Source organism: Erwinia persicina NBRC 102418, assembly GCF_001571305.1.
Classification (GTDB): Bacteria; Pseudomonadota; Gammaproteobacteria; order Enterobacterales; family Enterobacteriaceae; genus Erwinia; species Erwinia persicina.
Genome location: NZ_BCTN01000013.1, coordinates 112160 through 138601 on the forward strand (window position 1 = coordinate 112160; position 26442 = coordinate 138601).

Genomic DNA, 26442 nt, shown 5'->3' on the forward strand with positions numbered 1-26442 from the left:
AAGATGATGAATCACTACACACGTAAGCTGCTGTTAACCGCTGGCCTGCTCGGTAGCGCCGTTGCACTGCCCGCCTGGGCGGCGAAAGACGTAACCATCGCCGTTGCCTCAAATTTCACCACGCTCGATCCGTACGACGCTAACGATACGCTGTCGCAGGCGGTGGCAAAGTCCTTCTATCAGGGGCTGTTTGGCTTTGATAAAGCCATGAAGCTGGAAAATGTGCTGGCGGATAGCTATCAGGCCAGCCCGGACGGATTGATTTACACCATCAAGCTCAAAGGCGGCGTGAAGTTCCAGGACGGTACGCCATTTAACGCCGCGGCGGTCAAGGCTAACCTCGACCGCGCCAGTAACCCGGATAATCATCTCAAACGTTATAACCTGTTCAAAACCATCGCGACAACGGAAGTGGTCGATGACAGCACGGTAAAAATTACGCTGAAGCAGCCATTCTCAGCCTTTATTAACACCCTGGCCAGCCCGGCAGCGGCGATGATCTCGCCGGCCGCACTGAAAAAATACGGTAAGGACATCGGCTTCCACCCGGTGGGCACCGGTCCCTATGAGTTTGTGACCTGGAACCAGACCGAGTTTGTGAAGGTGAAAAAGTTCGCCGGCTACTGGAAAACGGGTTATCCAAAACTGGACAGCATCACCTGGCGTCCGGTGGTGGATAACAATACCCGTTCCGCGATGCTGCAAACCGGCGAGGCGAACTTTGCTTTCCCGATCCCGTTTGAGCAGGCCAGGCTGCTGGAAAAAAACAGCAAACTGGATCTGGTCACCTCACCATCCATTATGCAGCGCTACATCAGCTTTAACGTGACGCAAAAGCCGTTTGATAATCCGAAAGTGCGCGAAGCGATTAACTACGCGATTAACCGACAGGCTCTGGCGAAAGTGGCGTTTGCCGGTTATGCCACCCCGGCAACGGGTATCGTGCCGCCGTCGATCCAGTATTCACAAAGTTACCCGGCCCCGGAATACAACCCGGCGAAAGCACGTGAGCTGCTGAAAGAAGCAGGCTATCCCAACGGCTTTACCACGACGTTGTGGTCTTCTCACAACCACAGCACCGCACAAAAAGTGTTGCAGTTCACCCAGCAACAGCTGGCGCAGGTGGGTATTAAAGTCGAACTGACGGCAATGGATGCCGGCCAGCGCGCGGCGCAGGTGGAAGATAAAGGCCAGAAAGAGAGCGGTGTCAGAATGTTTTACACCGGCTGGTCTGCGTCGACTGGGGAAGCCAACTGGGCGCTGACGCCGCTGTTTGCCACGCAGTCCTGGCCACCGACCATCTTTAACACGGCCTTTTACAGTAATCCGCAGGTTGATAAAGACCTGGCTGATGCGCTGAATACTACCGACGGCGAGAAAAAAGCCGCGTTGTACAAAGACGCTCAGGATCGTATCTGGAAAGATCAGCCCTGGGCTCCGCTGGTGGTGGAAAAGCTGGTGTCAGCCAATACCAAAAATCTGACCGGATTTTATGTGATGCCGGATACCTCGTTCAGCTTTGACGATGCCGACCTGAAGTAACCGACTGGCGCGCCTCCCGAAAAGGGGGGCGCAGGGTGCAAGATGCTTAATTACTTTTTAAAACGTTTACTGGGCCTGATCCCCACGCTGCTGATTGTCGCGGTGCTGGTCTTCCTCTTTGTCCACCTGCTGCCGGGCGATCCGGCACGGCTGATTGCCGGACGCGAAGCCGATGCCGAGGTAGTGGCAATGGTCCGCCAGCAACTGGGCCTGGATCTGCCATTACCGCAGCAGTTCTGGCACTACATTACCCACGTTGTGCGCGGCGATTTTGGTATCTCCATGGTGTCAAAACGACCGGTCGCTGAGGAGATCGCCCAGCGTTTTCTGCCCACCCTGTGGCTGACGCTGACCAGCATGGTGTGGTCGGTTATTTTTGGTATGGCGATTGGTATTGCCTCTGCCGTGTGGCGTAACCGCTGGCCCGACCGGCTGGGTATGACGCTGGCCGTATCGGGGATTTCGTTCCCGGCATTTGCGCTGGGTATTCTGCTGATGCAGATTTTCTCCGTTGAACTGGGCTGGCTGCCGACGGTGGGAGCCGATAGCTGGCAGCACTACATTTTACCCTCCATCACCCTGGGAGCCGCCGTGGCGGCCGTCATGGCACGCTTTACCCGTGCTTCGTTCGTTGAGGTGATGCAGGAAGATTACATGCGTACCGCGCGTGCCAAAGGCGTACGTGAATCGGTGGTGGTGATTAAACACGGACTGAGAAACGCGATGATCCCGGTGGTGACCATGATGGGGCTTCAGTTTGGCTTCCTGCTTGGCGGATCGATCGTGGTTGAAGTGGTCTTCAACTGGCCGGGTCTGGGGCGACTGCTGGTGGATTCGGTGGCCATGCGCGACTATCCGGTGATCCAGGCCGAGGTGCTGCTGTTTTCGCTGGAATTTATCTTGATTAACCTGGTCGTTGATATGCTGTATGCGGCTATCAACCCCGCCATTCGCTATAAGTAAGGATGCACGATGATTAACTGGCGACGTAACGCCGTCCTCTCTGCGCTGCCGGGTGTCAGCCCCCATCGCGTCCGTACGCCGTGGCGGGAGTTCTGGCGACGATTCCGCCGTCAGCACGTGGCGATGGTCGCCGCCGTTTTTGTGCTGCTCCTGATCCTGACGGCGCTGTTTGCTCCGCTACTTGCGCCCTTTGATGCGGAAAACTTTTTTGATTACGACAGGCTGAATGAAGGGCCGTCGCTGATCCACTGGTTTGGGGTCGATGCGCTGGGGCGGGATATTTTCAGCCGCGTGCTGCTGGGTAGCCGGCTCTCTCTGGTGGCGGGATTTTTCTCCGTGGCAGTCGGTGCGGCGATTGGCACATTGCTGGGACTGCTGGCGGGCTATTACGAAGGCTGGTGGGATCGCATCATCATGCGCATTTGTGACGTGCTGTTTGCGTTTCCCGGGATCCTGCTGGCGATAGCCGTTGTAGCGGTGATGGGCAACGGCATGTCGAACGTGATTCTCGCTGTGGCGATCTTCAGTATTCCGGCTTTTGCCCGGCTGGTGCGGGGGAATACGCTGGTCCTCAAGCACCTGACTTACATTGAATCGGCGCGCAGCATTGGCGCGTCAGATCTGACGATTATCCTGCGCCACATCCTGCCCGGAACGCTGTCATCGATCGTGGTGTATTTCACCATGCGTATTGGTACCTCCATTATTTCTGCGGCCAGTCTGTCGTTCCTTGGACTGGGTGCACAGCCCCCGACGCCGGAGTGGGGCGCCATGCTCAATGAGGCGCAGGCCGATATGGTGATGGCTCCGCATGTGGCGATTTTCCCCAGTCTGGCAATCTTCCTTACCGTGCTGGCTTTTAATCTGCTGGGAGATGGCCTGCGTGATGCGCTGGATCCGAAGCTAAAAACCTAGCCCTCAGTGCAGCCTGAACAAATATTGTGCACATTGTCTGGTGATTGATGACAGGCGCTCTATGCTTGAATAACCTTCACCCTGTAAGGATATGGCAATGCATTCTGCACGTTTACCTCTGGTCGCCGGGCTGGCAACGTTGTGTTTAGTGCTGGCGGGCTGTTCGTCTAAAGTGGCTGATACTACTCAATATTCCGGTTTTTTACCGGATTACTCAAAACTGAAGCCGTCCGAATCGCCCAGCGGCCATCAAACGCTGCGCTGGATTTCGCCGGATGACAAGCTGTCCGACTATCGCGGGATCTATTACACCCCGGTCGTTTACTATCCTGCCGCAAAGCCCAATAACCGGGTCAGCCAGGCTACACTCGACCAGATTCGCACGTACCTTGATACCCAGCTTAAAGCCGCAGTTGCGCAGCGCAAGCCGCTGGTGAGTCAGCCTGAACCCGGTACGCTGGTGATGAAGACCGCCATCACGGCAGTGAACGCGGAAAATCAGGACATGAAAATCTATGAAGTGGTTCCGGTGGCCGCAGTGGTAGCCAGCACCATGGCCGCATCCGGCCACCGGACGCAGAACAGCGTGCTGTTCCTCGAGGCCGAGCTTCTGGATGCGAAAACCGGGAAACCGGTGATGGAAGTGGTGCGTAAAGCTTATGGTAAAACGGTGGCAAACAGCAGCGCGCCGATTAACCAGGCCGAGCTGAAAAGTGCTATTGACGAAATGGTTCGTGACGTGGTCGCACTGCCCGCAGAATAAGGCATCGGGTCAGTGGCGACCGCTGTTGCGGTCGCCACCGTTTAACCGTTAACGCATCATATTTTCTAATTTACTCACCGTATTCGACAGCTCAGTCACCAACGGCTGTAATTTTTGCTGAATGGCGTTGTACTGATCCAGTGCCTTCTGATCGGTGAACTGAACGCTGTTACCGATAATCTTCACCTTATCACCCTGCTGTTTCAGCAGATCGACCTGACTGACTACCAGAGCCAGCGTTTCCGGCACCAGCGTGGCGATCTGGCGCGCCACGTCATCAGGCTGTGCTACCAGTTTGGTATACACCTGATCGTAGACCGCTTTCAGATCTTCCGGCTGCTTCAGCGCCTGGTGTTTCGCATCAGCCTCCGCGCGTTGTTTGGCAAGCGCAGGCTCCCATGCTTTACTGTCAGCGGCCATTTTGCTCATTTCATCGCGTTTAGCTATCAGCGTTGTGACCGAACCCACGTGGTTCAGGCTGGAAAAAACAGGCACCAGCGACGCGTTAAATATCTCACTCATTCCCTGGTGATAATCGGTCAGGATCGCATAGTCACTGGCATAAGGACCGAAGGCCTTCTTCTCATCGTCGGTCAGCTGCGGAACAGCCAGTTGAGATTTCGCCAGCACGCGGGTTTGCAGGAACTCAATAAAAGCCTTGCGCTGTTCAGGCTCTTTGTCGCCACAGCCGCTCAGCGTCAGCAGTAAAGCCAGCATGATAAAAGGCAACAGCAGAAAACGTGCGAAGCCTGTCTGTGTTAATCGTGAAGTCATCAGAACTATCCCTTGTCGTATTGAATGAAGGTATTGCAGGTCACAGCCGGAGAAATATAGCGCAGTGCGCCAGATAATTCGGCAATTACTGACAACTTAGCTAAATTTATTTAACAAATGGTTACAAGGAGCAATTACGATGAGGCATTACCTGGCGGCATTCGCGTTCCTTCCGGCGTTATTACTCAGCCCTTTTGTGCTGGCGAATAAGGTTCAGGTAGAGGTACTGCAGGACAGGCTTGACCATCCGTGGTCGCTGGCCTTTTTACCCGAAGATCAGGGACTGCTGATCACCGAGCGATCCGGCCAGCTGCGGCGCTGGCAGGCGGGGAAGGGCCTGTCGCCAGCGATCGCCGGCGTGCCTGACGTCTGGTCGCAGCGCCAGGGGGGATTACTGGATGTGGTGCTGGCCCCGGACTTTACCAGCAGCCGACGTGTCTGGCTCAGTTATACCGTAGCCGGGCATGATGGTCGTGCCGGGGCCGCCGTAGGCTATGCCCGCCTGAGTGATGATTATCTTCGCTTAACCGATTTCCGTGAAGTCCTGCGCCAGCAGGGCGTGTCAACCGGGGCGAATCTGGGTACCAGGATGGCCTTTGACCGTAGCGGCCACCTGTTTATCGCCTTTGGTGATAATTTCCAGGCGGAAAAAGCGCAGGATCTGTCAGCGCTTCAGGGGAAAATTATTCGCCTGAATGCCGATGGTTCCGTACCGGCCGATAATCCACTGGCACATAAAGCGGGAGCGCGTTCAGAGATCTGGAGCTGGGGAATGCGTAACCCACAGGGGCTGGCTATGAACCCCGCCAGCGGTGAAATCTGGGAAAGTGAGCACGGGCCGCGTGGCGGCGATGAAATCAACATTCCGCGCAAGGGTAAGAATTACGGCTGGCCGCTGGCGACATGGGGCATTGATTACAGCGGTGAGAAGGTACCCGGTTCGAAAGGAGGACGGGTGGCGGGCACGGAACAGCCGGTTTTATACTGGAAGGTCTCCCCGGCGATCAGCGGCATGGCATTCTACAGCGGCAGCCGTTTTCCGCAGTGGAAAGACGCTCTGTTTATCGGCGCGCTGAAAGAAAAGAACCTGATCCAGCTGCGGGTGAACGGTGACCGGGTTGAAGAACAGGCGCGGTTGCTGACCGATCGTGGCGAGCGTATTCGTGACGTGCGCAGCGGGCCGGACGGCTGGCTGTATGTGCTGACCGATGAGAGTAACGGCAAGCTGCTCAGGGTAGGGCTGCAGCCCTGATCAGGTCGGGGCTGACCTGTTGGGGTCAGCCCTGTGGGCTATCTGGCCCAGTGGCAAATGTCCCAGCCGCGCTGCTGTGCCAGTCGCTCCAGCGCAGCGGCGGGATTAATCACAGCCGCGCGATCCGCATATTCCAGCATGGCAACATCATTGATTGAGTCACTGTAAGCCCACCTATGGGAAAAGGGCGCTGCTTTCTGCGCTGCCTGCCACTCTTTTATCCGTGCGACCTTGCCTTCTTTATAGGTCAGCGTGCCATAGATCTGCCCACTGTAGCGGTCATCGATAACTTCTACGCCTATCGCCAGTGCCCCACATGCCCCCAGCTGTTCGGCTATCGGTGCGACCAGATGCTCGCCGCTGGCTGAAATCACCAGAATGGTATCTCCCCGCTGCCGGTGCCACGCCATGCGTTCCCGCGCGGCAGGGTAGACGCGGGGCAGGATATCGCGCTGGATAAAGCGGCGGATCCACCCAGACACCGTGGAGGCAGCCATACCGTTCAGCGGTGACAGTGTGGTGTGCATATACTCCTCCATGGACAACGTTCCCTGATAGTACTGCTCCATCAGGGCCCGCTCCTCATCGATCAGTCCGGCGGGGGCAAACCCCTGCGCAACCAGCCAGCGCAGCCACAGGCCGGTGCTGTCTTCGCAAATCAGTGTTTCGTCGAGATCGAACAGCGCTAAATCCATCATCATACTCCTCTGGCAGTGGCGGCCCAGAGTAGCGGATTTTTGTGACAGGCTTAACTGTTCGCGGCAAATTCGGATTTTCGCCCGTTTTAATCGCAGAAAAAATGACGAAAAATCAGCCAGTGAGACAGGAAAAATCTGCCAGATTGAATAAACTCTAAGAAACTTTACGGTTAAGTTGTTCATTTTCTGGGTATAACGCCTTAGTGTAGGGCAGTTAAACGCCTGGTTTCACTTTTATAATTGCCTTTCAAATGGATAAGCGGTCACCCCATGAAAAATACGTCCCTTCCTTCCCGTGTTTTTGCACTGGCTACCCCCACCACATTAATACTGCTCTCGCTGTCTACTGCTTATGCTGAGCAGGCTCCCGCTGCCCCGCAGATAGAAGCGAAGGCCTGGGTGCTGATGGATTATCACAGTGGAAAGGTGCTGGCCGAATCGAATGCTGATGAGCGTCTTGATCCTGCAAGTCTGACCAAAATGATGGCCAGCTATGTGACCGGTCAGGCGCTGAAAGCGGGCAAGATCAGCAAAGATGATATGGTCACTGTCGGGAAGGACGCCTGGGCCACCGGAAACCCGATTTTACAGGGATCATCGCTGATGTTTCTTAAGCCGGGCGATCGCATTCCTGTGTCGGAACTCAACAAAGGCATCGTTATTCAGTCAGGTAATGATGCCAGTATTGCGCTTGCCGACCATGTGGCAGGGAGCCAGGACTCCTTTGTCGGCCTGATGAACAATTATGTGCAGGCGCTGGGGCTGAAAAACACCCACTTCAAAACGGTGCACGGGCTGGATTCTTCCGGACAGTACAGTACCGCACGCGACATGGCGCTGATTGGGCAGGCGCTGATCCGCGATGTGCCGGAGGAGTATGCGCTGCACAAAGAGAAAGAATTCACGTTCAATAAGATCCGCCAGTACAACCGTAACCGGTTGCTGTGGAGCACCAATCTTCAGGTCGATGGTATCAAGACCGGACACACGTCCGGCGCAGGAAATAACCTTGTGGCCTCAGCCGTTGACGGCGATCAGCGGCTGATCTCGGTGGTGCTGGGCGCGGCCACCGACGCCATCCGCTTCCGGGAAAGTGAAAAACTGCTGACATGGGGCTTTCGTTTTTACGAGACGGTGACACCGATTAAGGCAGGGAATGCGTTTGCTACCCAGCGCGTCTGGTTCGGTGACCGGAAAGAGGTCAATCTGGGTGTGGCGAAAGATGCGGCGATCACCCTGCCCAAAGGCCAGCTGAAAAATCTCAAGGCCAGCTTTACGCTTGCCCAGCCGCAGCTGACGGCACCGCTGGCAAAAAATCAGGTGGTAGGGACCATCGACTTCCAGCTGGACGGAAAATCCATCGCGCAGCGGCCGCTGGTGGTATTAGATGAGGTGAAAGAGGCAGGCTTCTTTGGGCGTATCTGGGACTACATCATGATGAAAATGAACGGCTGGTTTGGCAGTTGGTTCGCTTAATCAGTAAGGGGCCGACCCGTTTACCGGTCGGCCCACCGCATCAGAACAGGTCGTAAGCGACGGCTGAAATCGCCACCAGGCCAACCAGCACCACAAAGACATTACTCAGTTTACCGCTGTATTTGCGCATTGCCGGCACTTTGTTGATGGCATACATCGGCATCAGGAACAGCAGGACGGCAATGATCGGGCCGCCCAGGCTTTCAATCAGACCCAGAATACTCGGATCCAGCGTGGCGACAATCCAGGTCGTTACCAGCATAAACAGCGCTGTAAAGCGATTCAGTTTATGTTCGGCGATGGATTTTCCACGACTGCGCAGCATTTTGTTAACGGTACCGTTAAAGCCTTCACGTGCGCCAAGGTAGTGACCCAGGAAGGATTTCGTAATGGCCACCATTGCAATGACGGGGGCCAGCCACGCCATCAGCGGGGTATCAAAATGGTTGGCCAGGTAAGAGAGGATAGAGATGTTCTGCGCTTTGGCTTCCGCCAGGTTGGCCGGCGTCAGGCTCAGTACGCAACTGAACACGAAGAACATCACGGTGAGCACCATCATCACATGGCTGCGTGCCAGAATGCGTGAGCATTTAGGCTCTGCCTGGTCGCCATACTCTTCGCGCTTGGCCACGGCAAAGGCGGAGATAATCGGGGAGTGGTTGAAGGAAAAAACCATGACCGGAATAGCCAGCCACAGGGTCATCATCAGCCCTTTTCCGGTTCCGCTCATGCTGACGTTATCAAAAATCGCGCTGCTCCAGTGCGGGATCAGATAGAGCGCCAGCACCATCAGCACCAGCACAAACGGATACACCAGTACGCTCATGGTTTTGACGATAATCTCTTTGCCAAAACGCACAATAGTCATCAGCCCGACAATCAGAATCAGCGCCAGCAGGGCGCGTGGCGGTGCCTGCAGATGCAGTTGATGGGTCATAAAGCTTTCAACGGTATTGGTGATCGCCACGCTGTAGACCAGCAGGATTGGGTAGATGGCAAAGAAGTAGAGCAGCGTAATCAGTTTACCGGCCCCCACACCAAAATGTTCTTCAACCACTTCAGTGATATCTTCGCCCGGCTGACGGCCTGAAAGCACAAAACGGCACAAACCACGGTGAGCAAAAAAAGTCATCGGGAAGGCCAGTACCGCCATGATGATCAGCGGGATCAACCCGCCAATGCCGGCATTGATCGGCAGAAACAGCACGCCGGCACCGATAGCCGTGCCGTACAGGCCGAGCATCCACATGGTGTCAGTTTTACGCCAGACGCTGGCATCCTGTGTTGCTTCGGGGCTCAACACCGCCGTTTGGGATGTGTCCATGATTTCTCCAGGGTTAAAAGGTAAAAACAATTAACTAAATCGTATTTCATTCGCCTCTACAGAATTAGCCTCTGATTACGGCTTTAATTAATTACTCTGTTTTAATGGCGCACACTTTACCACCAGAAAAAATAGATGAAAGCACTGTCTTTGTGGTTACCGGTGATCGTAATCACACTTTCACTACCTTTTTTAGAGGGAATGTCTGCGGGTGTGTTTTTTAAGGGTGTTAATCACCAGATTACCGCTGTTTAAACAGCCATTTACACTGCTTTTTTTGTTTTTTAACTGGGTAAGTAGTGAGCTGCTCTGCTTATAATAACGGCGGTTTTTATTAAATAACACTATTTATCAGTGGGTTGTGTTTTTCTGATGGGGTGGGTTTTTTCCGGCTGGGAGCTATTGCGCAACAGGTAAAATAACGGGCGTGATTAAAGCGCGTGTTGCGCAATAAATAACGCCCCCGCTGTCTGAAATAACAGCAAAGTTTTCGTGTTTTAAAAGAAGGTACGATGATCTGCATCAATGCAAAAAGGGCCTGAATAATCAGGCCCTAATTAAATATTAATCGCGAACCCAACCTTTACTGATGGGAAAGGCAAAGACGGTGCGATAAAGCGAAGAGAGTCGGGGCAGCAACGCGCCGCCGCAGAACTGCCAGAGAATTTGCGCAAACAGGCACGAGAGCAGCCCGACCAGCATACCGCCGAGCATATCCAGCGGCCAGTGTATGCCAAGGTAGACTCGCGACCAGGCGATAGCCGCACCAGTGACCAGTAAAATGGCACCTGACCACATCCGGTGCCAGCAAATAAAGGCGATGGCAAAGGTAAAAATAACCGTGCCATGATCGCTGGGATAAGAGTCATCAGGCGCATGCGACAGAAACTGATTACCCAGCCCAATAGCGAAAGGACGCGGATGGGGGAACAGATGGGCAAGACACCAGGAGATTGCCAGCGCACAAAGCAGAGCGACACCCGTTTTAACCACCAGCACGCGCTGGGAGGTGAGCTGGCTGCGCGGCCCCCACAGCCACAGGCCGACAATCAGCAGGGGCACAATGGCAATGAGATCGCGGGCAATAAACGTCGCCAGGGTAATCAGCCACTCGGGTGAATCCGTGCTGGCGTTAACCCAAAGAAACAGCACCCGGTTTAACTCTTCCATCATCAATATATCCTCGTCTTTTCAGCAGGTACGTTACGCACCCAAAAATCACACATTGCGTCAGCCAGACCCACCACGCCGCCCACAAGTTGTGAGAAAGGAAGTGGGCGCCGCGCATAATCTGGCCAAAACCCATGACCATGCCGAGAATCAGGGCTGACCACCAGCAAACCCATGCCAGGCGCGGCCGACGCGGGTAAAAAAGAAAAAACAGCGCCAGTGCACTAAAGCCGCTGGAGGCATGCCCGCCCGGGAAGCAGTGCCCCGGCCCACTGTTGATCGGCACCGCACCGAACAAAGGATAAGAGACAGCCTTCCCGCCAAACTCCACCAGATCCCACGGGCAGGAGTGAGCGCTGGTGGCTTTCAGCACGCCCACCACCAGCGGGCCGATACCCATCAGCAGGGCCACCAGCACCCAGCGCGGCTGACGGCGGATAAACCCGGCCAGCAGCAGCAGAACGCCCATGGCGATCACGCCCTGCTTCAGCAGCCGGTGGTTGATCACATCAAGCCAGACATTATCCTTCCACGGAAACTGTCCGGTCAGCGGATCGAACCACATCCGCGTTATTGCCATATCCCAGCGTTCACTGCGCGACAGCCAGATAAACAGCATCGCACTGAGAATTAACAGCACGAATTGCTTAAGGTAAAAGCCAGCAGGTAAGGGGTAAAGAGTTTCGCTCTTAATTGCATGGCTCGTTTGGCTTTTGTTGAGAATTGATGATGATTTCATGAAGGTTTAGCTATCTGACCAGAGTCCAGGCAGTCAGTTTGCCGGGGAGGGCTTAAGGAAGCCTTAAGGCTGACAGGGCGGTTTACGAGGAGGCAGAAAAGAAAAAAACCCGATAATCATAAGATTAACGGGCTCCACAATCAGGGGATTTCAAAGAAAAGCAGTGGCACTAATTAAGACTTCAGCCCACAAAAAAAGTTCTGCGAAATCGATTAATTTTTTTAACCGCCCAGGATCGGCCAGATTATCACAATCAGCGTACCTGCCAGTGTCAGTAAAACGTTAGCAATAGCATAGGTTCCTGCATAGCCGAGTGCCGGGATATTACTGCGTGCGGTGTCGCTGATGATCTCCATCGCCGGAGCACAGGTACGTGCGCCCATAATGGCGCCGAACAGCAGCGCGCGATTCATTTTCAGCACCCATGCACCGAACAGGAAACAGATAATCACCGGCACCAGGCTGACGATCAGACCGGCACCCAGCATCAGCAGCCCGGTTTCACCCAATCCTTTAGTGATACCGCTACCGGCGCTCAGCCCTACGCCCGCCATAAAGACCATCAGACCAAACTCTTTGACCATGGTCAGTGCGCCCTGGGGAATATAGCCAAATGTTGGATGATTAGCGCGCAGGAAGCCCAGCATGATCCCGGCAAACAACAGCCCGGCCGCATTACCAATGCCAAAGTTAAAGCTGCTGAACTGGAAGGTGATCATGCCGATCATCAGACCGATGATAAAGAAAGCGCAGAATGCCAGCAGATCGGTCATCTGGCTGTGAATGGAGATAAAACCAATACGGTCAGCCACCGCCTTCACGCGGCGTGCTTCACCGCTGATGTGCAGGACGTCGCCTTTATTGAGAATAATGCTGTCGTCGATCGGCATTTCAATCTGGCTGCGGATCACCCGGTTAAGGAAGCAGCCATGATCGGTCAGCTTCAGCTGGCTCAGACGTTTATTCACCGCATTGTTATTCTTGACCACGATCTCTTCATTGACGATGCGCATATCCAGCAAGTCACGGTCAAAAACCTCTTTCCCGTTGCGGAAGCTGGGGTCGAGCCGGGAATGGGCATCAGGATAGCCCACCAGCGAAATTTCATCTCCAGGCTGCAGTACCGCATCGCCATCCGGGTTGGCCAGAATGCCGTTGCGACGAATACGCTCAATATAACAACCTGTCTGCCGGTAGATACCAAGCTCACGCAGATTTTTGCCATCAATCCAGGCCACCAGCTCCGGTCCAACGCGGTAGGCGCGGATCACTGGCAGATAGACTTTCCGCTGACTGTCCGGATCCAGACCGCGCTCCCGGGCAATCTGCTGGGCGCTGGTGGGCAAATCCTGGTGCTGTAATTTAGGCAGATAGCGCGCGCCAAAAATCAAGCTGACCAGACCAATCAGATAGGTCAGCGCGTAGCCGAGGCTCAGATGGTCCTGTGCCTGGCTCAGGCTCTGGCCGTTAGTCAGTGTCTGACGCAGGGTATCTCCGGCCCCGACCAGTACCGGTGTTGAGGTCATTGAACCTGCCAGCATCCCGGCCGTCAGGCCAATATCCCAGCCGAACAGTTTGCCCAGACACAGAGCGAGGATCATCGCGCTGGTGACCATCACAATGGCCAGCATCAGATAGTTTTTTCCGTCGCGAAAGAAAATAGAGAAAAAATTGGGGCCCGCTTCTACGCCAACGCAAAAAATAAATAACATAAAGCCTAAATTAAGGGCGTCGGTATTAATGGAGAAATGCTGCTGGCCGAGCAGTAAAGAAACAACTAAAACGCCAATAGAATTACCGAGTTGAACAGAACCTAACCGAAGTTTGCCTAAACATAACCCCAGCGCCAGTACGACAAATAATAACAGAATGTAATTTCCACTTAACAAATCTGCGACGTTTATATTCACGGTTTAACTTCTTGTTTACCAGTAACCTATTGATAGGAGGGGGTTTATGCGCTAAATTTCATGGCGTAACAATAGCCACTGCTGTTGCCTGTTAAGAGAAGTCTTAGCCGACAGTCAGATAAAGCGCGACTCATTTTAGTCGCTATGTGGCATGACAGCCAGCACCTGGCTGGCTTATTTGTTACGGGTTTTGTTTTTGGAAAATATTCAGGATAAAAGCGGCTGCTCACTGTCAGTGGGCTGACTCATTGACGCGTCGAAATGAATTGAATTGGGTTAATCATGACCCGGAGAAAATTCTTGTGTGGATAAAAGGTATCCGTTGGACAGGTCTGATCGCCTGCAGCGCACTCTACGGTGCAATCTATATCGCCGTACGCTATCCGCTACCCGCAGGTTACAGTGGACATGCTCAGCTCGGGCTGCTGCTGTTTGTCTTACCTGGCGCCCTGGCTGCATTGACCTCCCGCGAGGCCCCGCTAACGGTGATGGCCGTCGCCATCGCTCTGGCATCACCCCCCTGTCTGCTACTGATGCAGTCAGATGGCTTTAACAGTGTGGGGCTGGGTCAGGAGATTGCCTTTATTGCCAGCGCCGTATTCTGGTGCGGCTCGGGCACTTTAGCGGTGATGCTGTGGCGGACGCTGATGGAGATGCATCAGCAGCAACAGGACAGGAAAGAGCGCTTATAGCTTACTGACTGCAATGCGGGCCGATTGCAAAAGAATCGGCCGCTGCGGGGGCGTAACAAGAGGGGAATTTACTGGAACAGGCCCAGATTCTCTTTCGCATAAGCTTCGAATTCTGTACAGCCACCGATGTGTGTCTGATCCAGGAAGATCTGCGGCACGGTTTCTACCGGTTTGCCCACGGTCTTCTCTAAGTCAGCCTTGGTGATCCCTTCAGCGTGAATATCCACATAGCGGAAATTAAAGTCATCACGTTCTTCCGTCAGTTTTTCAGCCAGCTCTTTCGCGCGAACACAGTACGGGCAGGCAGGACGTCCAAAAATCACTGCAAACATAGGTTTCTCCTCAAAGGGTCAGAACTTTTATGTGATACATGTCACATATCATGGCTTATTGGCGCTTATGATGCCCGCATCCCGGGCTGAAAGGAAGAAGGAATTACCTGTTAGTCTGATTCGCTGCACCTATGCATAAACGCACATTCTGCGCTTTAATATCCTCACTCATTCAGAATAATGCCGTCAGCAGGAGAGCCGTTATGCGTGCATTCAGTCAACTTCCCCGGCCGGTGCTGGTTCTTGAAGTCCTTGGCATGGCGCTGCTCATCCTCTCTTACCTGACGTTACATGAAATGCTACCCTTGCCGTCGCTATTTACCGGTAAACTTGCCGCGACAGTGATGATTTTTGCCGGTATCGCCCTGATGCTGCCTGCTGCCACAGTCATGATGTGGCGGACGGCCAGGGTCATGGCGCCCGACCTTTTTAACACGCGATCTTCGCGTGAGAAGCCCAAACCAGGAGATTCCCATGACGCCGACCATTAAGCTAATGTGTTCGCACCGTTCAATTCGTGCCTTCAGCGACCAGGCGATCACTGCAGAGCAACGTGCAGCGATTCTGGATGCTGCTCAGTCGGCCTCCACCTCCAGTTTTTTACAGTGTTCATCCATTATCCGTATTACCGATCCGGAGATGCGTAACACGCTGGTCACCCTCAGCGGTGGCCAGAAATATGTGGCTCAGGCCGCGGAGTTTTGGATCTTTTGTGCCGATTTTAACCGCAATCAGCAGATCTGTCCGGAAGCGCAACTGGGGCTTGCAGAGCAACTGCTGCTGGGCTGTGTGGATACGGCGCTGATGGCGCAGAATGCGATGGTAGCGGCGGAGTCGCTGGGCTTTGGCGGCTGCTATATTGGCGGTATTCGTAACAATATTGCAGAGGTGACTGAACTGCTTGGCCTGCCGAAGTTTGTGCTGCCGCTGTTTGGCATGTGCCTGGGCAGCCCTGAACAGGATCCGGATACCAAACCACGTATGCCAGCGGCCATGCTGGTGCACGAAAACCATTATCAGCCGCTTGACCCTGCGCTGCTGGCGGAATATGACCGCGAGCTGGTGGCCTATTATGAGTCACGCGACAGCAATCGCCGCTCGGAAAGCTGGAGTGAGCATATCCAGAAAACCATCATTAAAGAGAGCCGTCCGTTTATCCTTGACTACCTGCATCAGCAGGGATGGGCAACGCGCTAACCCTTTCGCCCCGGAGGCTTCTGGTGAAAATTGCCATTCTTTCCCGTGATGGTTCGCTTTACTCATGTAAGCGTTTGCTGGAGGCCGCGCGGGCACGCGGGCACAGCGTTGAGGTCATTGATCCGCTTTCCTGCTATATGAATATCAATCCGGGGTCGTCGGCGATTCATTATCAGGGGCGTCAGCTGGCGCACTTTGATGCGGTGATCCCGCGTATTGGATCCGCCACCACGTTTTATGCCACGGCCGTGCTGCGTCAGTTCGAAATGTGCGGCAGTTATCCGCTCAATGAATCACTGGCAATTGCCCGGGCGCGGGACAAACTGCGCTCACTGCAACTGCTGGCGAGGGCAGGGATTGCCATGCCGGTCACTGGCTTTGCTCACTCACCGGACGATACCCGGGATTTGATCGAAATGGTGGGCGGCGCACCGCTGGTGGTCAAGCTGGTAGAGGGCACGCAGGGGATTGGTGTGGTACTGGCTGAAACCCGTCAGGCTGCTGAAAGCGTGATCGATGCATTTCGCGGCCTGAATGCGCACATTCTGGTGCAGGAGTTTATCAAAGAAGCACGGGGTTGCGACGTCCGCTGCCTGGTGATTGGCGGAGAGGTGGTGGGGGCGATTGAACGCGAGGCGAAAGAGGGCGATTTCCGTTCGAATCTGCATCGCGGCGGCCAGGCCCGGCGGGTAACGATCAGCGCTGCTGAACGCGCGATAGCGATCAAAGCTGCCGCGACGCTGGGACTGGATGTGGCTGGTGTGGACATTCTGCGCGCTCACCGTGGTCCGCTGGTGATGGAAGTGAATGCGTCTCCCGGACTGGAGGGGATTGAAAAGACCACGGGACTGAATATAGCCGCTAAGATGATCGGATGGATTGAGGCGCAGGCCCAGCCCGGTTTTTGCCTGAAAACCGGCGGATAAAGGGCATCGTTAGCGCCGGGCAACCCGGCGCTGCAGCACCATGCGCATAAATCGGTGAATAGAATGGCGTGGTCAGGTGTTTACGCTATGACTGCTAAACGGAGGTTCACCGATGACTCGCCCTGTGTATTTACTGAGTTTTTTATTGCTGATGAGTACGGCGCTGTACGCGGCGCCAGCAACCTATGCTATTTCAACGGATAAAACGGCGATTGGTTTGTCATGGCGCGCGTTCGGCCACGCCTTCTCACAGGCCCGACTTCAGGGAGTGACCGGGACGGTCACACTGGATCCTGCTGCCGACTGGCAGGATCACATCGAAGTGAAAATCCCGGTGGCCACGCTGGTGGCGTCCAATATCCTGCTGACCAGCCAGCTTAAAGGGGCGCTGTTTTTTGATGCGGCACACTACCCCTGGATACGCTTTACCAGCATTCGGGTGGTAGCACTGGGACAGGGGCAGTTCAGAATTTTTGGCATGCTGTCAGTGAAAGATGTGCGTCGTCCGGTAGTGATGGAGGCCTCGCTGGATAATCATGGGATATTATCGCCGGGTATGCAGACCCTCGCCCTTCATGCCTCAACGGCCATTTCCCGCAGCGCATTTAACGTTGATCACCTGGTGGGTATCGTGGATGACCGGGTTGCGATTAACCTGACAATTGCAGCTCAGGCATCGCCCCGCTAAGGTCTTTTATTTCGTTATTGCTACGCCCGACAGCTTTCTGCAGTGAGGGGGGCTGCCCATGGGGCCCCCCTCTGGGTTAATCCTTAAAAGCAGTCACTGGCGTCATATTTCTGTCGTAATTATGGTTTTTAGCGGCGTTTTTCCGTAAGCTAGAACGCAATTTTATTGCGGCAAGAGACAAACAATATGGATTCACTCGTCGTTCCGGATCTCGACGTATTGCGACGTTGGCTGGATCAGCAAAGCATTACCTGGTTTGAGTGTGATTCATGCCAGGCACTTCATCTGCCGCATATGCAGAATTTTGACGGGGTGTTTGACGCCAAACTGGATCTGGTGGACAACGTGATCCTGTTTTCGGCGCTTGCCGAGGTGAAACCTACGGCGCTGATCCCACTGCTTGCGGACCTGTCGCAAATCAACGCCAGCTCCCTGACGGTAAAGGCGTTCCTGGATATTCAGGACGATAACCTGCCAAAACTGATCGTTTGCCAGTCAGTGAGTACAACGGCGGGGCTGACCTACAGCCAGTTTGTCCATTTTATGAAGCAGAGCGAAGAACAGATCTCCATGATTGTCATGGAAGCCTTTGCCAATCATTTGCTGATGATCGGGGAAGATGAGGACCGGACACTCATGGCTGATGGCCATTCCGTGCTGCATTAACCCCTCCTTTTTTACCTTCATTTTTGCCAGCAGGCGGAGCTATCTCCCGCCTGTTTTCATCCCGCCAAAACGTTCCCATCCTTTTTTGCCGCAAACGCTGCTTTTATCACCTTATCCCTGAGTATCCACACGGCTTTTTATTCTGCACTATGCCCTTTATTGCCAGATATTAGTCGCTGTTTATGCCATGAATGGCATATCACAGAGAGGAAACATGCATAAAAAATCGATAAAAGGCGTTTTTTACCCTGGGGGCTGGTCTGGGCCTGATAGTGGGGCTATTCTTGCGTGGCTGCATCAAGCGTGCAACGTCCCCAGATATATAGGTTTTTAGTATTAACAACAGAATGAATATTGATTCACTCTGGTTCTCTTAAGGTACTAACCTGTATTAAGAGGCAGGTGTTCACCGGTTCGCCTGCCCGGCATTAGTTTATCTCTGTTCAGGAGGATGGAAAATGTTCAACCAACGTAAAAAATGGTTGTCAGCTGTGGTTGCGGGCGCGCTGATGGCGGTCTCTGCGGGTTCACTGGCTGCAGATAAGACGCTGCACGTTTATAACTGGTCTGATTATATTGCGCCCAATACCGTAGCGGATTTTGAAAAGCAAACCGGTATTAAAGTGGTGTATGACGTCTTCGACTCCAACGAAGTGCTGGAAGGCAAAATGATGGCCGGTAATACCGGTTATGATGTCGTCGTTCCTTCCTCCAGCTTCCTGGCGCGACAGCTTCAGTCAGGCGTGTTCCAGCCGCTGGACAGAAGCAAACTGCCAAATTATAAAAACCTTGATCCGGATTTGATGAAAAAGCTTGAGCAGCACGATCCGGGCAACAAATACGCCATTCCTTACCTGTGGGCCACCACGGGCATCGGCTACAACGTTGAAAAAGTGAAAGCGGCGCTGGGCAAAGATGCCCCTGTCGACAGCTGGGATCTGGTACTGAAGCCGGAAAACCTGGAAAAACTGAAAAGCTGTGGCGTATCCTTCCTGGATGCACCGGAAGAAATCTTTGCTACCGTGCTGAACTATATGGGCAAAGATCCTAATAGCAGCGATCCGAAAGATTATACCGCAGCGACTGACCTGCTGTTGAAACTGCGCCCCAGCATTCGCTACTTCCACTCATCTCAGTACATTAACGATTTGGCGAACGGAAACACCTGCGTGGCTATTGGCTGGGCCGGGGATATCCTGCAGGCAAAAAATCGTGCTGTCGAAGCCAAGAACGGCGTGAATATTGCCTACAGCATTCCCAAACAGGGGGCGCTGGCGTTCTTCGATATGCTGGCTATCCCTAAAGATGCGAAAAACGTCGATGAGGCCTATCAGTTTATTAACTATCTGATGGAGCCAAAAGTGATGGCCCAGATATCCAATACAGTGTTCTACGCCAGCGGCGTCAAAGCGTCCCTGCCGTTTGTCGATCCGGCCATCCGTGATAACCCGGGGATTTATCCGACGGCAGACACCATGGCAAAACTGTTTACCCTGAAGGTGCAGGAGCCAAAACTTGACCGTGTGCGTACGCGTGCATGGACTAAAGTTAAAAGCGGTAAGTAACGCACCCTCGTTTTACACTTGTTAAGCAGCAGAGGCGCGATTACCGGCCTCTGTTTTGTCATTTTTAGGGGTGGGGCACCGCACCGTTCCCCCCTTTTTAGCGCCGGAGTATCATGGTCGTGAACGACGCAATCCCCCGTCCTGAAAGCAAAGCAGATAAGGCGCTAACGCCGCTGCTGGAAATCCGTAACCTGACCAAATCGTTCGACGGTCAGCACGCAGTGGATGATGTGAACCTCACCATTTATAAAGGCGAGATATTTGCTCTGCTTGGCCCCTCTGGCTGCGGTAAGTCAACGCTACTGCGCATGCTGGCTGGCTTCGAATCGCCTACCCAGGGGCAGATTGTGCTGGATGGCCTGGATCTCTCCCATGTGCCGCCGTATCAGCGTCCGATCAATATGATGTTCCAGTCCTACGCGCTGTTTCCCCATATGACGGTAGAGCAGAACATTGCGTTCGGCCTGAAGCAGGACCGCTTATCGAAAGAGGTGATTGCTGAACGCGTGGCGGAAATGCTTGCTCTGGTTCATATGCAGGAATATGCCAGACGCAAGCCGCACCAGCTTTCCGGCGGTCAGCGTCAGCGCGTGGCGCTGGCCCGTAGCCTGGCCAAACGCCCGAAGCTGCTGCTGCTCGACGAACCGATGGGTGCGCTGGACAAAAAGCTGCGTGACCGTATGCAGCATGAAGTGGTGGATATTCTTGAGCGTGTCGGGGCGACCTGCGTCATGGTGACCCACGATCAGGAAGAAGCGATGACTATGGCTGGCCGTATTGCGATCATGAACCGGGGCAAATTCGTGCAGATGGGCGAGCCGGAAGAGATTTATGAGCATCCGACCACGCGCTTCAGCGCTGAATTCATCGGGTCGGTTAATCTCTTCGAAGGCCTGCTGCGTGACCGTCAGGACGATGGGCTGATTATCGACTGCCCGGGGCTTGTCCATCCGCTGAAAGTCGCCTCGGATGTCTCGGTGGTCGATGGCGTACCGGTTTCCGTGGCGCTGCGTCCGGAAAAAGTCATGCTGTGCGAAGCGGTTCCGGCGGATGGCTGTAACTTTGCGGTCGGGGAAGTCGTGCATATCGCCTACCTCGGTGATCTGTCGATTTATCACGTTCGCCTGCGCAGTGGACAGATGATCAGCGCCCAGTTGCAAAACGCCTATCGCTTTCGTAAGGATACCCCGACCTGGGGTGACGAAGTGCGTCTCTGCTGGGATGCCGATAGCTGTGTGGTCTTAACGGTGTAAATCATGAACCCATATTCTGAACGTAAGACTAAACCGCCAAGCGGCCAGCAAACCGGCTTTAAAGGGCTGCTGACGCGCCTGCAAACGGCACACGGACGTAAACTGATTATCGGGCTGCCTTACCTCTGGCTGGCACTGCTGTTTCTACTGCCGTTTCTGATTGTTCTGAAGATCAGCTTTGCTGATATCGCCCGTGCCAGCCCGCCGTATACCGACCTGTTAAGCTGGGCCGACGGCCAGCTGACCATGGCGCTGAACTTCGGCAATTACCTGACGCTGACCGACGATCCGCTGTATATCCTCGCCTATCTGCACTCGCTGAAGGTGGCCGGGATTGCCACCATTGCCTGCCTGTTGATTGGTTATCCGCTGGCCTGGGCCGTAGCGCATGCATCGCCCTCAACGCGCAATATTCTTCTGTTGCTGGTGATCCTGCCCTCGTGGACCTCGTTCCTGGTGCGGGTGTACGCCTGGATGGGCATCCTCAATAATAACGGCTTACTAAACCGGTTCCTGATGTGGACGGGGATCACCGATCACCCCCTCACCATTCTTTACACCGACCTGGCGGTTTATATCGGGATTGTGTACTGCTATCTGCCGTTTATGGTGCTGCCGATCTACACCGCCCTGACGCGGATTGATTACTCACTGGTGGAAGCATCGCTCGACCTGGGTGCCCGCCCGCTAAAAACCTTCTGGAGTGTCATTGTGCCACTGACCAAAGGCGGGATTATTGCCGGATCGATGCTGGTGTTTATTCCGGCAGTGGGGGAGTACGTGATCCCTGAGCTGCTGGGCGGCCCTGACAGTATTATGATCGGGCGCGTGGTGTGGATGGAGTTCTTTAATAACCATGACTGGCCGGTGGCTTCGGCGCTGGCGGTGATTATTCTGCTGATCCTGATCCTGCCCATTATCTGGTTCCATAAACATCAGAACAAAGAGATGGGGGAAAAAGCGTGAGTCAGTTACCGGTTATTCGCTCAAAATGGCGTACGGCCATTCTCGTGGTCTGTTTCGTGTTTCTTTACGCGCCGATGCTGCTGCTGGTGGTGTACTCCTTTAACTCATCACAACTGGCGGCGTGGGAGAGCTTCTCCCTGCACTGGTATCACGTGCTGTTTAATGATGATGCGATGGTCCGCGCCGTCACCCTTAGCCTCTCTCTGGCCGGGTTATCGGCCACGGCGGCGGTGATCCTGGGAACGATTGCGGCCATGGTGATTGTGCGCTTCGGGCGCTTTAAGGGCTCCACCGGTTTTGCCTTTATCCTCACCGCACCGCTGGTGATGCCGGATGTGATCACCGGGTTGTCACTGCTGCTGCTGTTTGTGGCGATGAGCAATGCCTTTGGCTGGCCTGCCGAGCGTGGAATGCTGACCATCTGGCTGGCGCATGTGACGTTCTGTACTGCCTACGTTGCGGTGGTGATCAATTCTCGCCTGCGCGAGCTGGATCGCTCCATCGAAGAAGCCGCGATGGATTTAGGGGCCACGCCGCTGAAGGTGTTCTTTGTCATCACCGTACCCATGATCGCCCCGGCGATTGTCACCGGCTGGCTGCTGGCCTTCACCCTGTCGCTGGATGACCTGGTGATCTCCAACTTTGTGACCGGGCCGGGGGCCAATACCTTACCGATGCAGATTTTTGCCACCGTTCGCCGTGGCATTAACCCGGAGATTAACGCGCTGGCAACGCTGATCCTGCTGGTGGTCGGGATTGTCGGGTTTATTGCCTGGCGATTGATGGCGGGTAAAGAGAAGCAGCGGCTGAAGGATATTCAGCGGGCGCGCAGCGGGCATTAATCATTGCGGTAACGGGGGCGATGCGACACAAAAGGTCTGCATCACACCCGGCGTGCATTATCTGCAGGGGGCGACCGAACCAAAAGGGCGTACCCTGCAGGGCACACCGCTGTGGCTGATCCTGGGTTGCGGCCAGTAAGCGCTGTGTTCCGGGGCGAATTATCCCAGAACCTTCTTCACGCAGGCTTTGAAAATGTTAATCCCCACCGGCAGTGAATTCAGATCAAAGTGCATATCAGGATGGTGCAGCCCGGGGAGTAACCCGGTGCCAAGCCCCCAGAATCCGGCTTTCACCGATGGACGCTCCACCGGGTAGTGGAAGAAATCTTCACTGCCCGGCGTGGCGCGGGGAGCCATCAGCGCCTCCTTACCCAGCACCTCAACAATAGCCCCGGCGATCAATGCGCTCATCTCGTCATCAATCTCTGCCGCAGGCATCGCCTTTAGGATCTGCACCTCCGCCTGCGCACCAAAGGCCGCCACGCTGTGCTCAATCGCCCGACGCACGCGATCCTGCAACGTCACCATATCCTCGTTTGTTGCCGTGCGCAGATCGAACACCACCCGCGCTTCATCCGGGATGGAATTGGTCACGCCCGCATCGCAGAGGAAGCGGGTGGCTTTGACGCTCCACATGCTGTCCGCTGCCAGATGGATGGCGTTAACCGCCTGTACCGCGCTGACGCCGGCATCCAGGGCGTTGACGCCGAGGTGCGGGCGGGCGCCATGCGCCGTCTGACCGTGAATGATCGCCTCGACGGTCACGCAGGCGGAATAGTACACGGCCGGGATCGCCGTGCCGACGGCACACTCCTGCGCCGGGCGCACGTGGAAACCAAGGATCATATCCACATCATCGATCGCGCCGCCGGCAATCATCGCCAGTGCGCCCGTGCCCAGTTCTTCTGCAGGCTGGAAAATCAGTTTGAGACGGCCTTTTTTAATGGCCTGTTCGGCCATCAGCTCCTGCGCGGCCGTCAGCACAACGGCGGAGTGGCCATCATGACCACAGGTATGGCGGGCGCAGGGGACGCCGTCAATGATATGCCCCAGCGCATCCATATCTGCGCGTAATGCCAGAGTCGGGCCCGGTATACCGCTGTCCAGTACCGCTACGATACCGGTAGTAGCATTAAAATTATCCTGTACTGCGTATCCGGCGGCCTTAAGCTGCTGGCTGATATAGGCCGAAGTTTTAAACTCCTGGAAACCCAGCTCCGGGATCTCATGAAGGTAGTGGTAATGTTCTAATACTTTTGACACGTTATTTCACTCCGTTCAGCTTGTGTTACGCAATGACTCTCATTACTCACATCGCCACTGAGGCATTCATCATGCGGGGCAATATCCGCAGCGGCCATTATGTCGTCGCTACGTCAGAGACGCCAGGCAGGCATTGCCTTAACTGTACCGGGATCCCATTAAAAAGAGGGAATCTTTACGCAGAGCCGCCGCAACACCCGGGAAGGGATTATTCATCATCCTAAGCTGAGATTTATTTTGCGACAGGCGTCAGGCTGCTTAGCGCTATTGTGCAAACCCTCACCGGAAAAATACATCTGGCTGACAACCCTTAGCGGCAGGCCGATGAGCCGGTTGCGTGCTCTTCAGCGGATGCGCTAATTTTATTTGCAGGCACAGCGATTAACTTCCTCACGGCTATCAACAATCAGGCAAAATAGCCTGCGGGTGCTTTTCGCTCCCGGCAGTGGAATTATTCTGTTACCCAGGCTAAAAATAAGGGGGGTGACTGCCGATAAACAGTGATCTGCCGGATCAGTACGGCAGATATCATGCCAGGATGTATTAAAGAAATTAATCTTTAAGATAACAAGTCGTGTCGTCGGTTAATCTGGCGAACGTCATCCCGTTATCAGGCTATTATTTATTGGCACAGTGAATTTAAAAGACACTTTTTTCTCTTTCTAGTGGGAATATTCTGGTGAGCGCAATTGTAAAACACCAAAACGGGTCAGCTGTTCGCCTTCAGGGCATACCTCCGGCAGAGCGGGAGAGAAAAATGTCAGCACTGCTGAGAGAGGATAAGATCCTGTTGCGCGATGCGGGGCCTGTCCCGGTCCCGGTGTGGATTGCCGGTATTGCCATTATTGCCACCCGCTGTCTGGGCGTGATGCTGCTGTTCAACGAGCTGGGATTTCTGGAACTGATGAATTTTATTCACCGCAGCGCACAGGCCTGGGATTCCACGCTGATTTTTATTGCCAGCCAGCTGATTTTTTTTATTGAACTGCGCTGTGCGATTGCGCTGATGCGCGGACGTAGCTGGGGACGCTGGGGGTTTCTGCTGGCGCAGCTGGTGGTGGTGGTTTATATGTTTATCGCATCGATGGGCTGGATCTATCCGGAAATATTCAGTATCAATCGGGACAGTGGCCGCCAGATCATTCAGTCCCTGCTGGGGCAAAAACTCCCTGATATGCTGATCCTGCTGCTGCTGTTCGTGCCACAGAGCAGCCGGCAGTTTTATCGGTAACCCCTCGCTGCTATACTGCGCCCCTGCATTTCGCTTCCCTTATCAGGCTTTCATCATGTATTGCGCGCTTTACGACGCCGGCCGCTGCCGTTCCTGCCAGTGGCTGGAAACGCCTTATCCCCGGCAGCTTGCCCAAAAACAGTCTCACCTGCAGCAGCTGCTGGAAGCGCATCCGGTGGGACAATGGCTGCCCCCTGCGGTGTCGGCGCAGCAAAAATTCCGCAATAAGGCCAAAATGGTGGTCAGCGGCAGCGTGGAACGTCCGCTACTGGGTATGCTGCACCGCGATGGTACGCCGGTCGATCTGGCCGACTGCCCGCTTTATCCTGACAGTTTTGCCAGCGTATTTGCTGAACTGCGCCCATTTATCGCCCGCGCCGGGTTAACGCCTTACAACGTCGCGCGCCGGCGTGGTGAACTGAAATATATTCTGCTCACAGAAAGTCATCATACTGGTCAGCTGATGCTGCGCTTTGTACTGCGTTCGACCACCAAGCTGGCACAGCTGCGCGCTGCGCTGCCTGAACTCCAGCGTGCATTGCCACAGCTGGTGGCGATCTCTGCCAATATACAGCCCGTGGCGATGGCCATTCTCGAAGGCGAAGAGGAGATCCCGCTGACGGAAAACCAGGTGCTTGCCGAGCAGCTCAACGATGTCCCGCTGTCCATCCTGCCTAAGAGCTTCTTCCAGACCAACCCCGCTGTGGCCGCTGCGCTGTACGCGACGGCCCGTGAATGGGTCAGCGCGCTGCAGGTAAGTACGATGTGGGATCTGTTTTGCGGCGTCGGTGGGTTTGGCCTGCACTGCGCCACACCTGATATGACGCTGACTGGCATCGAGATCAGTCAGGCGGCGATCGCCTGCGCTCAGCGTTCTGCTGCGCAGATGGGGCTGGAAAAGGTCAGCTTCGCGGCGCTGGACTCCACCGCTTTTGCCACCGGAGAGGGCAGTGTGCCTGAGCTGGTGCTGGTCAATCCCCCGCGCCGGGGAATTGGTGCGGATCTGTGTGACTATCTGGATAAGATGGCGCCGCCCTGGATACTCTACTCCAGCTGCAACGCAGAGACGATGGCTACGGATATAGGCCGTCTGCCAGCTTACCGTATTGTCAGGGTGCAGATGTTCGATATGTTCCCACACACCGCGCATTACGAGGTGCTGACGCTGTTACAGCGGGTGTAAACGGTTAACAGGCAGTGCGACCGGAAAAAACGTTATTACCGCAGATGAAAAACCCTGGCTGGGTTCGGCCGTTGCAACGGTGCGAACCCAGCCAGTGAGGACGGAACTGCGA

26 protein-coding genes are annotated in these 26442 nt (G+C 54.7%); 18 read left to right on the top strand and 8 right to left on the bottom strand.

Annotation, left to right across the window (positions count from 1 at the left end):
- Positions 1-3: 3 nt before the first annotated feature.
- From gsiB to EPE01S_RS15115, 4 genes are all read left to right on the top strand, one after another.
- A complete protein-coding gene (gsiB, locus tag EPE01S_RS15100) occupies positions 4-1542 on the top strand; it encodes a glutathione ABC transporter substrate-binding protein GsiB (protein WP_174522431.1) in 1539 nt (512 codons plus the stop codon).
- Between the two features lie 42 nt (positions 1543-1584).
- Positions 1585-2505, top strand: coding sequence for a glutathione ABC transporter permease GsiC (gene gsiC, locus EPE01S_RS15105; protein ID WP_062746646.1), 921 nt, complete (start codon positions 1585-1587; stop codon positions 2503-2505).
- A 9-nt stretch (positions 2506-2514) separates the two neighbouring features.
- On the top strand, positions 2515-3420 hold the full coding sequence (gsiD, locus tag EPE01S_RS15110) for a glutathione ABC transporter permease GsiD (protein ID WP_062746648.1): 906 nt from the start codon (positions 2515-2517) through the stop codon (positions 3418-3420).
- Positions 3421-3517: 97 nt separating this feature from the next.
- Positions 3518-4183 (top strand): DUF3313 domain-containing protein, encoded by a 666-nt coding sequence (locus EPE01S_RS15115; protein WP_062746650.1) that lies wholly within the window; start codon positions 3518-3520, stop codon positions 4181-4183.
- 48 nt (positions 4184-4231) lie between these two features.
- Here EPE01S_RS15115 and EPE01S_RS15120 read toward each other — a convergent pair whose 3' ends face one another.
- Entirely contained in the window at positions 4232-4957 is a 726-nt protein-coding gene (locus EPE01S_RS15120; protein WP_062746653.1) for a DUF3053 domain-containing protein, read from the bottom strand.
- A gap of 139 nt (positions 4958-5096) precedes the next feature.
- Here EPE01S_RS15120 and EPE01S_RS15125 point away from each other — a divergent pair, with 139 nt between their 5' ends.
- Positions 5097-6209, top strand: coding sequence for a PQQ-dependent sugar dehydrogenase (locus tag EPE01S_RS15125; protein ID WP_062746655.1), 1113 nt, complete (start codon positions 5097-5099; stop codon positions 6207-6209).
- A 38-nt stretch (positions 6210-6247) separates the two neighbouring features.
- On the opposite strand, the gene EPE01S_RS15130 is transcribed toward EPE01S_RS15125, so the two are convergent.
- On the bottom strand, positions 6248-6904 hold the full coding sequence (locus EPE01S_RS15130) for an HAD family hydrolase (protein ID WP_062746657.1): 657 nt from the start codon (positions 6902-6904) through the stop codon (positions 6248-6250).
- Between the two features lie 273 nt (positions 6905-7177).
- Between EPE01S_RS15130 and EPE01S_RS15135 the strand changes: the two genes are divergently transcribed.
- Positions 7178-8383 carry a serine hydrolase gene (locus EPE01S_RS15135; protein ID WP_062746658.1) on the top strand — a complete coding sequence of 402 codons (1206 nt, stop codon included), beginning with the start codon at positions 7178-7180 and terminating at the stop codon, positions 8381-8383.
- Positions 8384-8423: 40 nt separating this feature from the next.
- On the opposite strand, the gene EPE01S_RS15140 is transcribed toward EPE01S_RS15135, so the two are convergent.
- The 4 genes from EPE01S_RS15140 to EPE01S_RS15155 all read right to left on the bottom strand — a co-directional run bounded on the left by EPE01S_RS15140 (position 8424) and on the right by EPE01S_RS15155 (position 13526).
- Positions 8424-9707, bottom strand: coding sequence for an HAAAP family serine/threonine permease (locus tag EPE01S_RS15140; RefSeq protein ID WP_062746660.1), 1284 nt, complete (start codon positions 9705-9707; stop codon positions 8424-8426).
- A gap of 564 nt (positions 9708-10271) precedes the next feature.
- Positions 10272-10877: an undecaprenyl-diphosphate phosphatase gene (gene ybjG / locus EPE01S_RS15145; RefSeq protein ID WP_062746748.1), complete on the bottom strand. Its 606-nt coding sequence runs from the start codon at positions 10875-10877 to the stop codon at positions 10272-10274.
- Entirely contained in the window at positions 10840-11616 is a 777-nt protein-coding gene (locus tag EPE01S_RS15150; protein WP_062746662.1) for a phosphatase PAP2 family protein, read from the bottom strand. The genes ybjG and EPE01S_RS15150 overlap by 38 nt, the downstream gene beginning before the upstream one ends.
- 221 nt (positions 11617-11837) lie before the next feature.
- A complete protein-coding gene (locus EPE01S_RS15155) occupies positions 11838-13526 on the bottom strand; it encodes an aspartate:alanine antiporter (protein ID WP_062746664.1) in 1689 nt (562 codons plus the stop codon).
- A 302-nt stretch (positions 13527-13828) separates the two neighbouring features.
- Here EPE01S_RS15155 and ybjM point away from each other — a divergent pair, with 302 nt between their 5' ends.
- Positions 13829-14218 carry an inner membrane protein YbjM gene (gene ybjM, locus EPE01S_RS15160; protein ID WP_062746666.1) on the top strand — a complete coding sequence of 130 codons (390 nt, stop codon included), beginning with the start codon at positions 13829-13831 and terminating at the stop codon, positions 14216-14218.
- Positions 14219-14286: 68 nt separating this feature from the next.
- Here ybjM and EPE01S_RS15165 read toward each other — a convergent pair whose 3' ends face one another.
- Positions 14287-14550 (bottom strand): GrxA family glutaredoxin, encoded by a 264-nt coding sequence (locus EPE01S_RS15165; RefSeq protein ID WP_062746668.1) that lies wholly within the window; start codon positions 14548-14550, stop codon positions 14287-14289.
- 203 nt (positions 14551-14753) lie between these two features.
- Here EPE01S_RS15165 and EPE01S_RS15170 point away from each other — a divergent pair, with 203 nt between their 5' ends.
- From EPE01S_RS15170 to potI, 9 genes are all read left to right on the top strand, one after another.
- Positions 14754-15041 carry a YbjC family protein gene (locus EPE01S_RS15170; RefSeq protein WP_062746670.1) on the top strand — a complete coding sequence of 96 codons (288 nt, stop codon included), beginning with the start codon at positions 14754-14756 and terminating at the stop codon, positions 15039-15041.
- Positions 15025-15747, top strand: coding sequence for an oxygen-insensitive NADPH nitroreductase (nfsA, locus tag EPE01S_RS15175; protein ID WP_062746672.1), 723 nt, complete (start codon positions 15025-15027; stop codon positions 15745-15747). The genes EPE01S_RS15170 and nfsA overlap by 17 nt, the downstream gene beginning before the upstream one ends.
- Positions 15748-15770: 23 nt before the next feature.
- Positions 15771-16673: a 30S ribosomal protein S6--L-glutamate ligase gene (gene rimK, locus EPE01S_RS15180; protein WP_062746674.1), complete on the top strand. Its 903-nt coding sequence runs from the start codon at positions 15771-15773 to the stop codon at positions 16671-16673.
- A 112-nt stretch (positions 16674-16785) separates the two neighbouring features.
- A complete protein-coding gene (locus EPE01S_RS15185; RefSeq protein WP_062746675.1) occupies positions 16786-17361 on the top strand; it encodes a YceI family protein in 576 nt (191 codons plus the stop codon).
- A gap of 186 nt (positions 17362-17547) precedes the next feature.
- The gene (locus tag EPE01S_RS15190; RefSeq protein WP_062746677.1) at positions 17548-18027 is read left to right on the top strand and encodes a YbjN domain-containing protein; all 480 of its coding nucleotides are present in this window, start codon (positions 17548-17550) and stop codon (positions 18025-18027) included.
- Between the two features lie 458 nt (positions 18028-18485).
- Entirely contained in the window at positions 18486-19592 is a 1107-nt protein-coding gene (potF, locus tag EPE01S_RS15195) for a spermidine/putrescine ABC transporter substrate-binding protein PotF (protein ID WP_062746679.1), read from the top strand.
- 119 nt (positions 19593-19711) lie between these two features.
- Positions 19712-20845, top strand: coding sequence for a putrescine ABC transporter ATP-binding subunit PotG (gene potG, locus EPE01S_RS15200; protein WP_205423298.1), 1134 nt, complete (start codon positions 19712-19714; stop codon positions 20843-20845).
- A 3-nt stretch (positions 20846-20848) separates the two neighbouring features.
- Complete coding sequence (gene potH, locus EPE01S_RS15205; RefSeq protein WP_062746683.1) at positions 20849-21811, top strand: putrescine ABC transporter permease PotH; 963 nt, start codon at positions 20849-20851, stop codon at positions 21809-21811.
- Positions 21808-22653, top strand: coding sequence for a putrescine ABC transporter permease PotI (potI, locus tag EPE01S_RS15210; RefSeq protein ID WP_062746685.1), 846 nt, complete (start codon positions 21808-21810; stop codon positions 22651-22653). The genes potH and potI overlap by 4 nt, the downstream gene beginning before the upstream one ends.
- Positions 22654-22812: 159 nt before the next feature.
- Here potI and EPE01S_RS15215 read toward each other — a convergent pair whose 3' ends face one another.
- Positions 22813-23916 (bottom strand): amidohydrolase, encoded by a 1104-nt coding sequence (locus EPE01S_RS15215; RefSeq protein ID WP_062746687.1) that lies wholly within the window; start codon positions 23914-23916, stop codon positions 22813-22815.
- A gap of 757 nt (positions 23917-24673) precedes the next feature.
- Here EPE01S_RS15215 and EPE01S_RS15220 point away from each other — a divergent pair.
- Complete coding sequence (locus EPE01S_RS15220; RefSeq protein ID WP_062746689.1) at positions 24674-25147, top strand: YbjO family protein; 474 nt, start codon at positions 24674-24676, stop codon at positions 25145-25147.
- Positions 25148-25202: 55 nt separating this feature from the next.
- The gene (rlmC, locus tag EPE01S_RS15225; protein ID WP_062746691.1) at positions 25203-26330 is read left to right on the top strand and encodes a 23S rRNA (uracil(747)-C(5))-methyltransferase RlmC; all 1128 of its coding nucleotides are present in this window, start codon (positions 25203-25205) and stop codon (positions 26328-26330) included.
- Positions 26331-26442 lie beyond the last annotated feature (112 nt).

Bases quoted from the DNA above. Each gene is read 5' to 3' on its own strand.
- gsiB (WP_174522431.1), top strand. From the start codon at position 4: ATGATGAATCACTACACACGTAAGCTGCTGTTAACCGCTGGCCTGCTC.
- gsiC (WP_062746646.1), top strand. From the start codon at position 1,585: ATGCTTAATTACTTTTTAAAACGTTTACTGGGCCTGATCCCCACGCTG.
- gsiD (WP_062746648.1), top strand. From the start codon at position 2,515: ATGATTAACTGGCGACGTAACGCCGTCCTCTCTGCGCTGCCGGGTGTC.
- EPE01S_RS15115 (WP_062746650.1), top strand. From the start codon at position 3,518: ATGCATTCTGCACGTTTACCTCTGGTCGCCGGGCTGGCAACGTTGTGT.
- EPE01S_RS15120 (WP_062746653.1), bottom strand. From the start codon at position 4,957: ATGACTTCACGATTAACACAGACAGGCTTCGCACGTTTTCTGCTGTTG.
- EPE01S_RS15125 (WP_062746655.1), top strand. From the start codon at position 5,097: ATGAGGCATTACCTGGCGGCATTCGCGTTCCTTCCGGCGTTATTACTC.
- EPE01S_RS15130 (WP_062746657.1), bottom strand. From the start codon at position 6,904: ATGGATTTAGCGCTGTTCGATCTCGACGAAACACTGATTTGCGAAGAC.
- EPE01S_RS15135 (WP_062746658.1), top strand. From the start codon at position 7,178: ATGAAAAATACGTCCCTTCCTTCCCGTGTTTTTGCACTGGCTACCCCC.
- EPE01S_RS15140 (WP_062746660.1), bottom strand. From the start codon at position 9,707: ATGGACACATCCCAAACGGCGGTGTTGAGCCCCGAAGCAACACAGGAT.
- ybjG (WP_062746748.1), bottom strand. From the start codon at position 10,877: ATGGAAGAGTTAAACCGGGTGCTGTTTCTTTGGGTTAACGCCAGCACG.
- EPE01S_RS15150 (WP_062746662.1), bottom strand. From the start codon at position 11,616: ATGAAATCATCATCAATTCTCAACAAAAGCCAAACGAGCCATGCAATT.
- EPE01S_RS15165 (WP_062746668.1), bottom strand. From the start codon at position 14,550: ATGTTTGCAGTGATTTTTGGACGTCCTGCCTGCCCGTACTGTGTTCGC.
- EPE01S_RS15170 (WP_062746670.1), top strand. From the start codon at position 14,754: ATGCGTGCATTCAGTCAACTTCCCCGGCCGGTGCTGGTTCTTGAAGTC.
- nfsA (WP_062746672.1), top strand. From the start codon at position 15,025: ATGACGCCGACCATTAAGCTAATGTGTTCGCACCGTTCAATTCGTGCC.
- EPE01S_RS15185 (WP_062746675.1), top strand. From the start codon at position 16,786: ATGACTCGCCCTGTGTATTTACTGAGTTTTTTATTGCTGATGAGTACG.
- EPE01S_RS15190 (WP_062746677.1), top strand. From the start codon at position 17,548: ATGGATTCACTCGTCGTTCCGGATCTCGACGTATTGCGACGTTGGCTG.
- potF (WP_062746679.1), top strand. From the start codon at position 18,486: ATGTTCAACCAACGTAAAAAATGGTTGTCAGCTGTGGTTGCGGGCGCG.
- potH (WP_062746683.1), top strand. From the start codon at position 20,849: ATGAACCCATATTCTGAACGTAAGACTAAACCGCCAAGCGGCCAGCAA.
- EPE01S_RS15220 (WP_062746689.1), top strand. From the start codon at position 24,674: ATGTCAGCACTGCTGAGAGAGGATAAGATCCTGTTGCGCGATGCGGGG.
- rlmC (WP_062746691.1), top strand. From the start codon at position 25,203: ATGTATTGCGCGCTTTACGACGCCGGCCGCTGCCGTTCCTGCCAGTGG.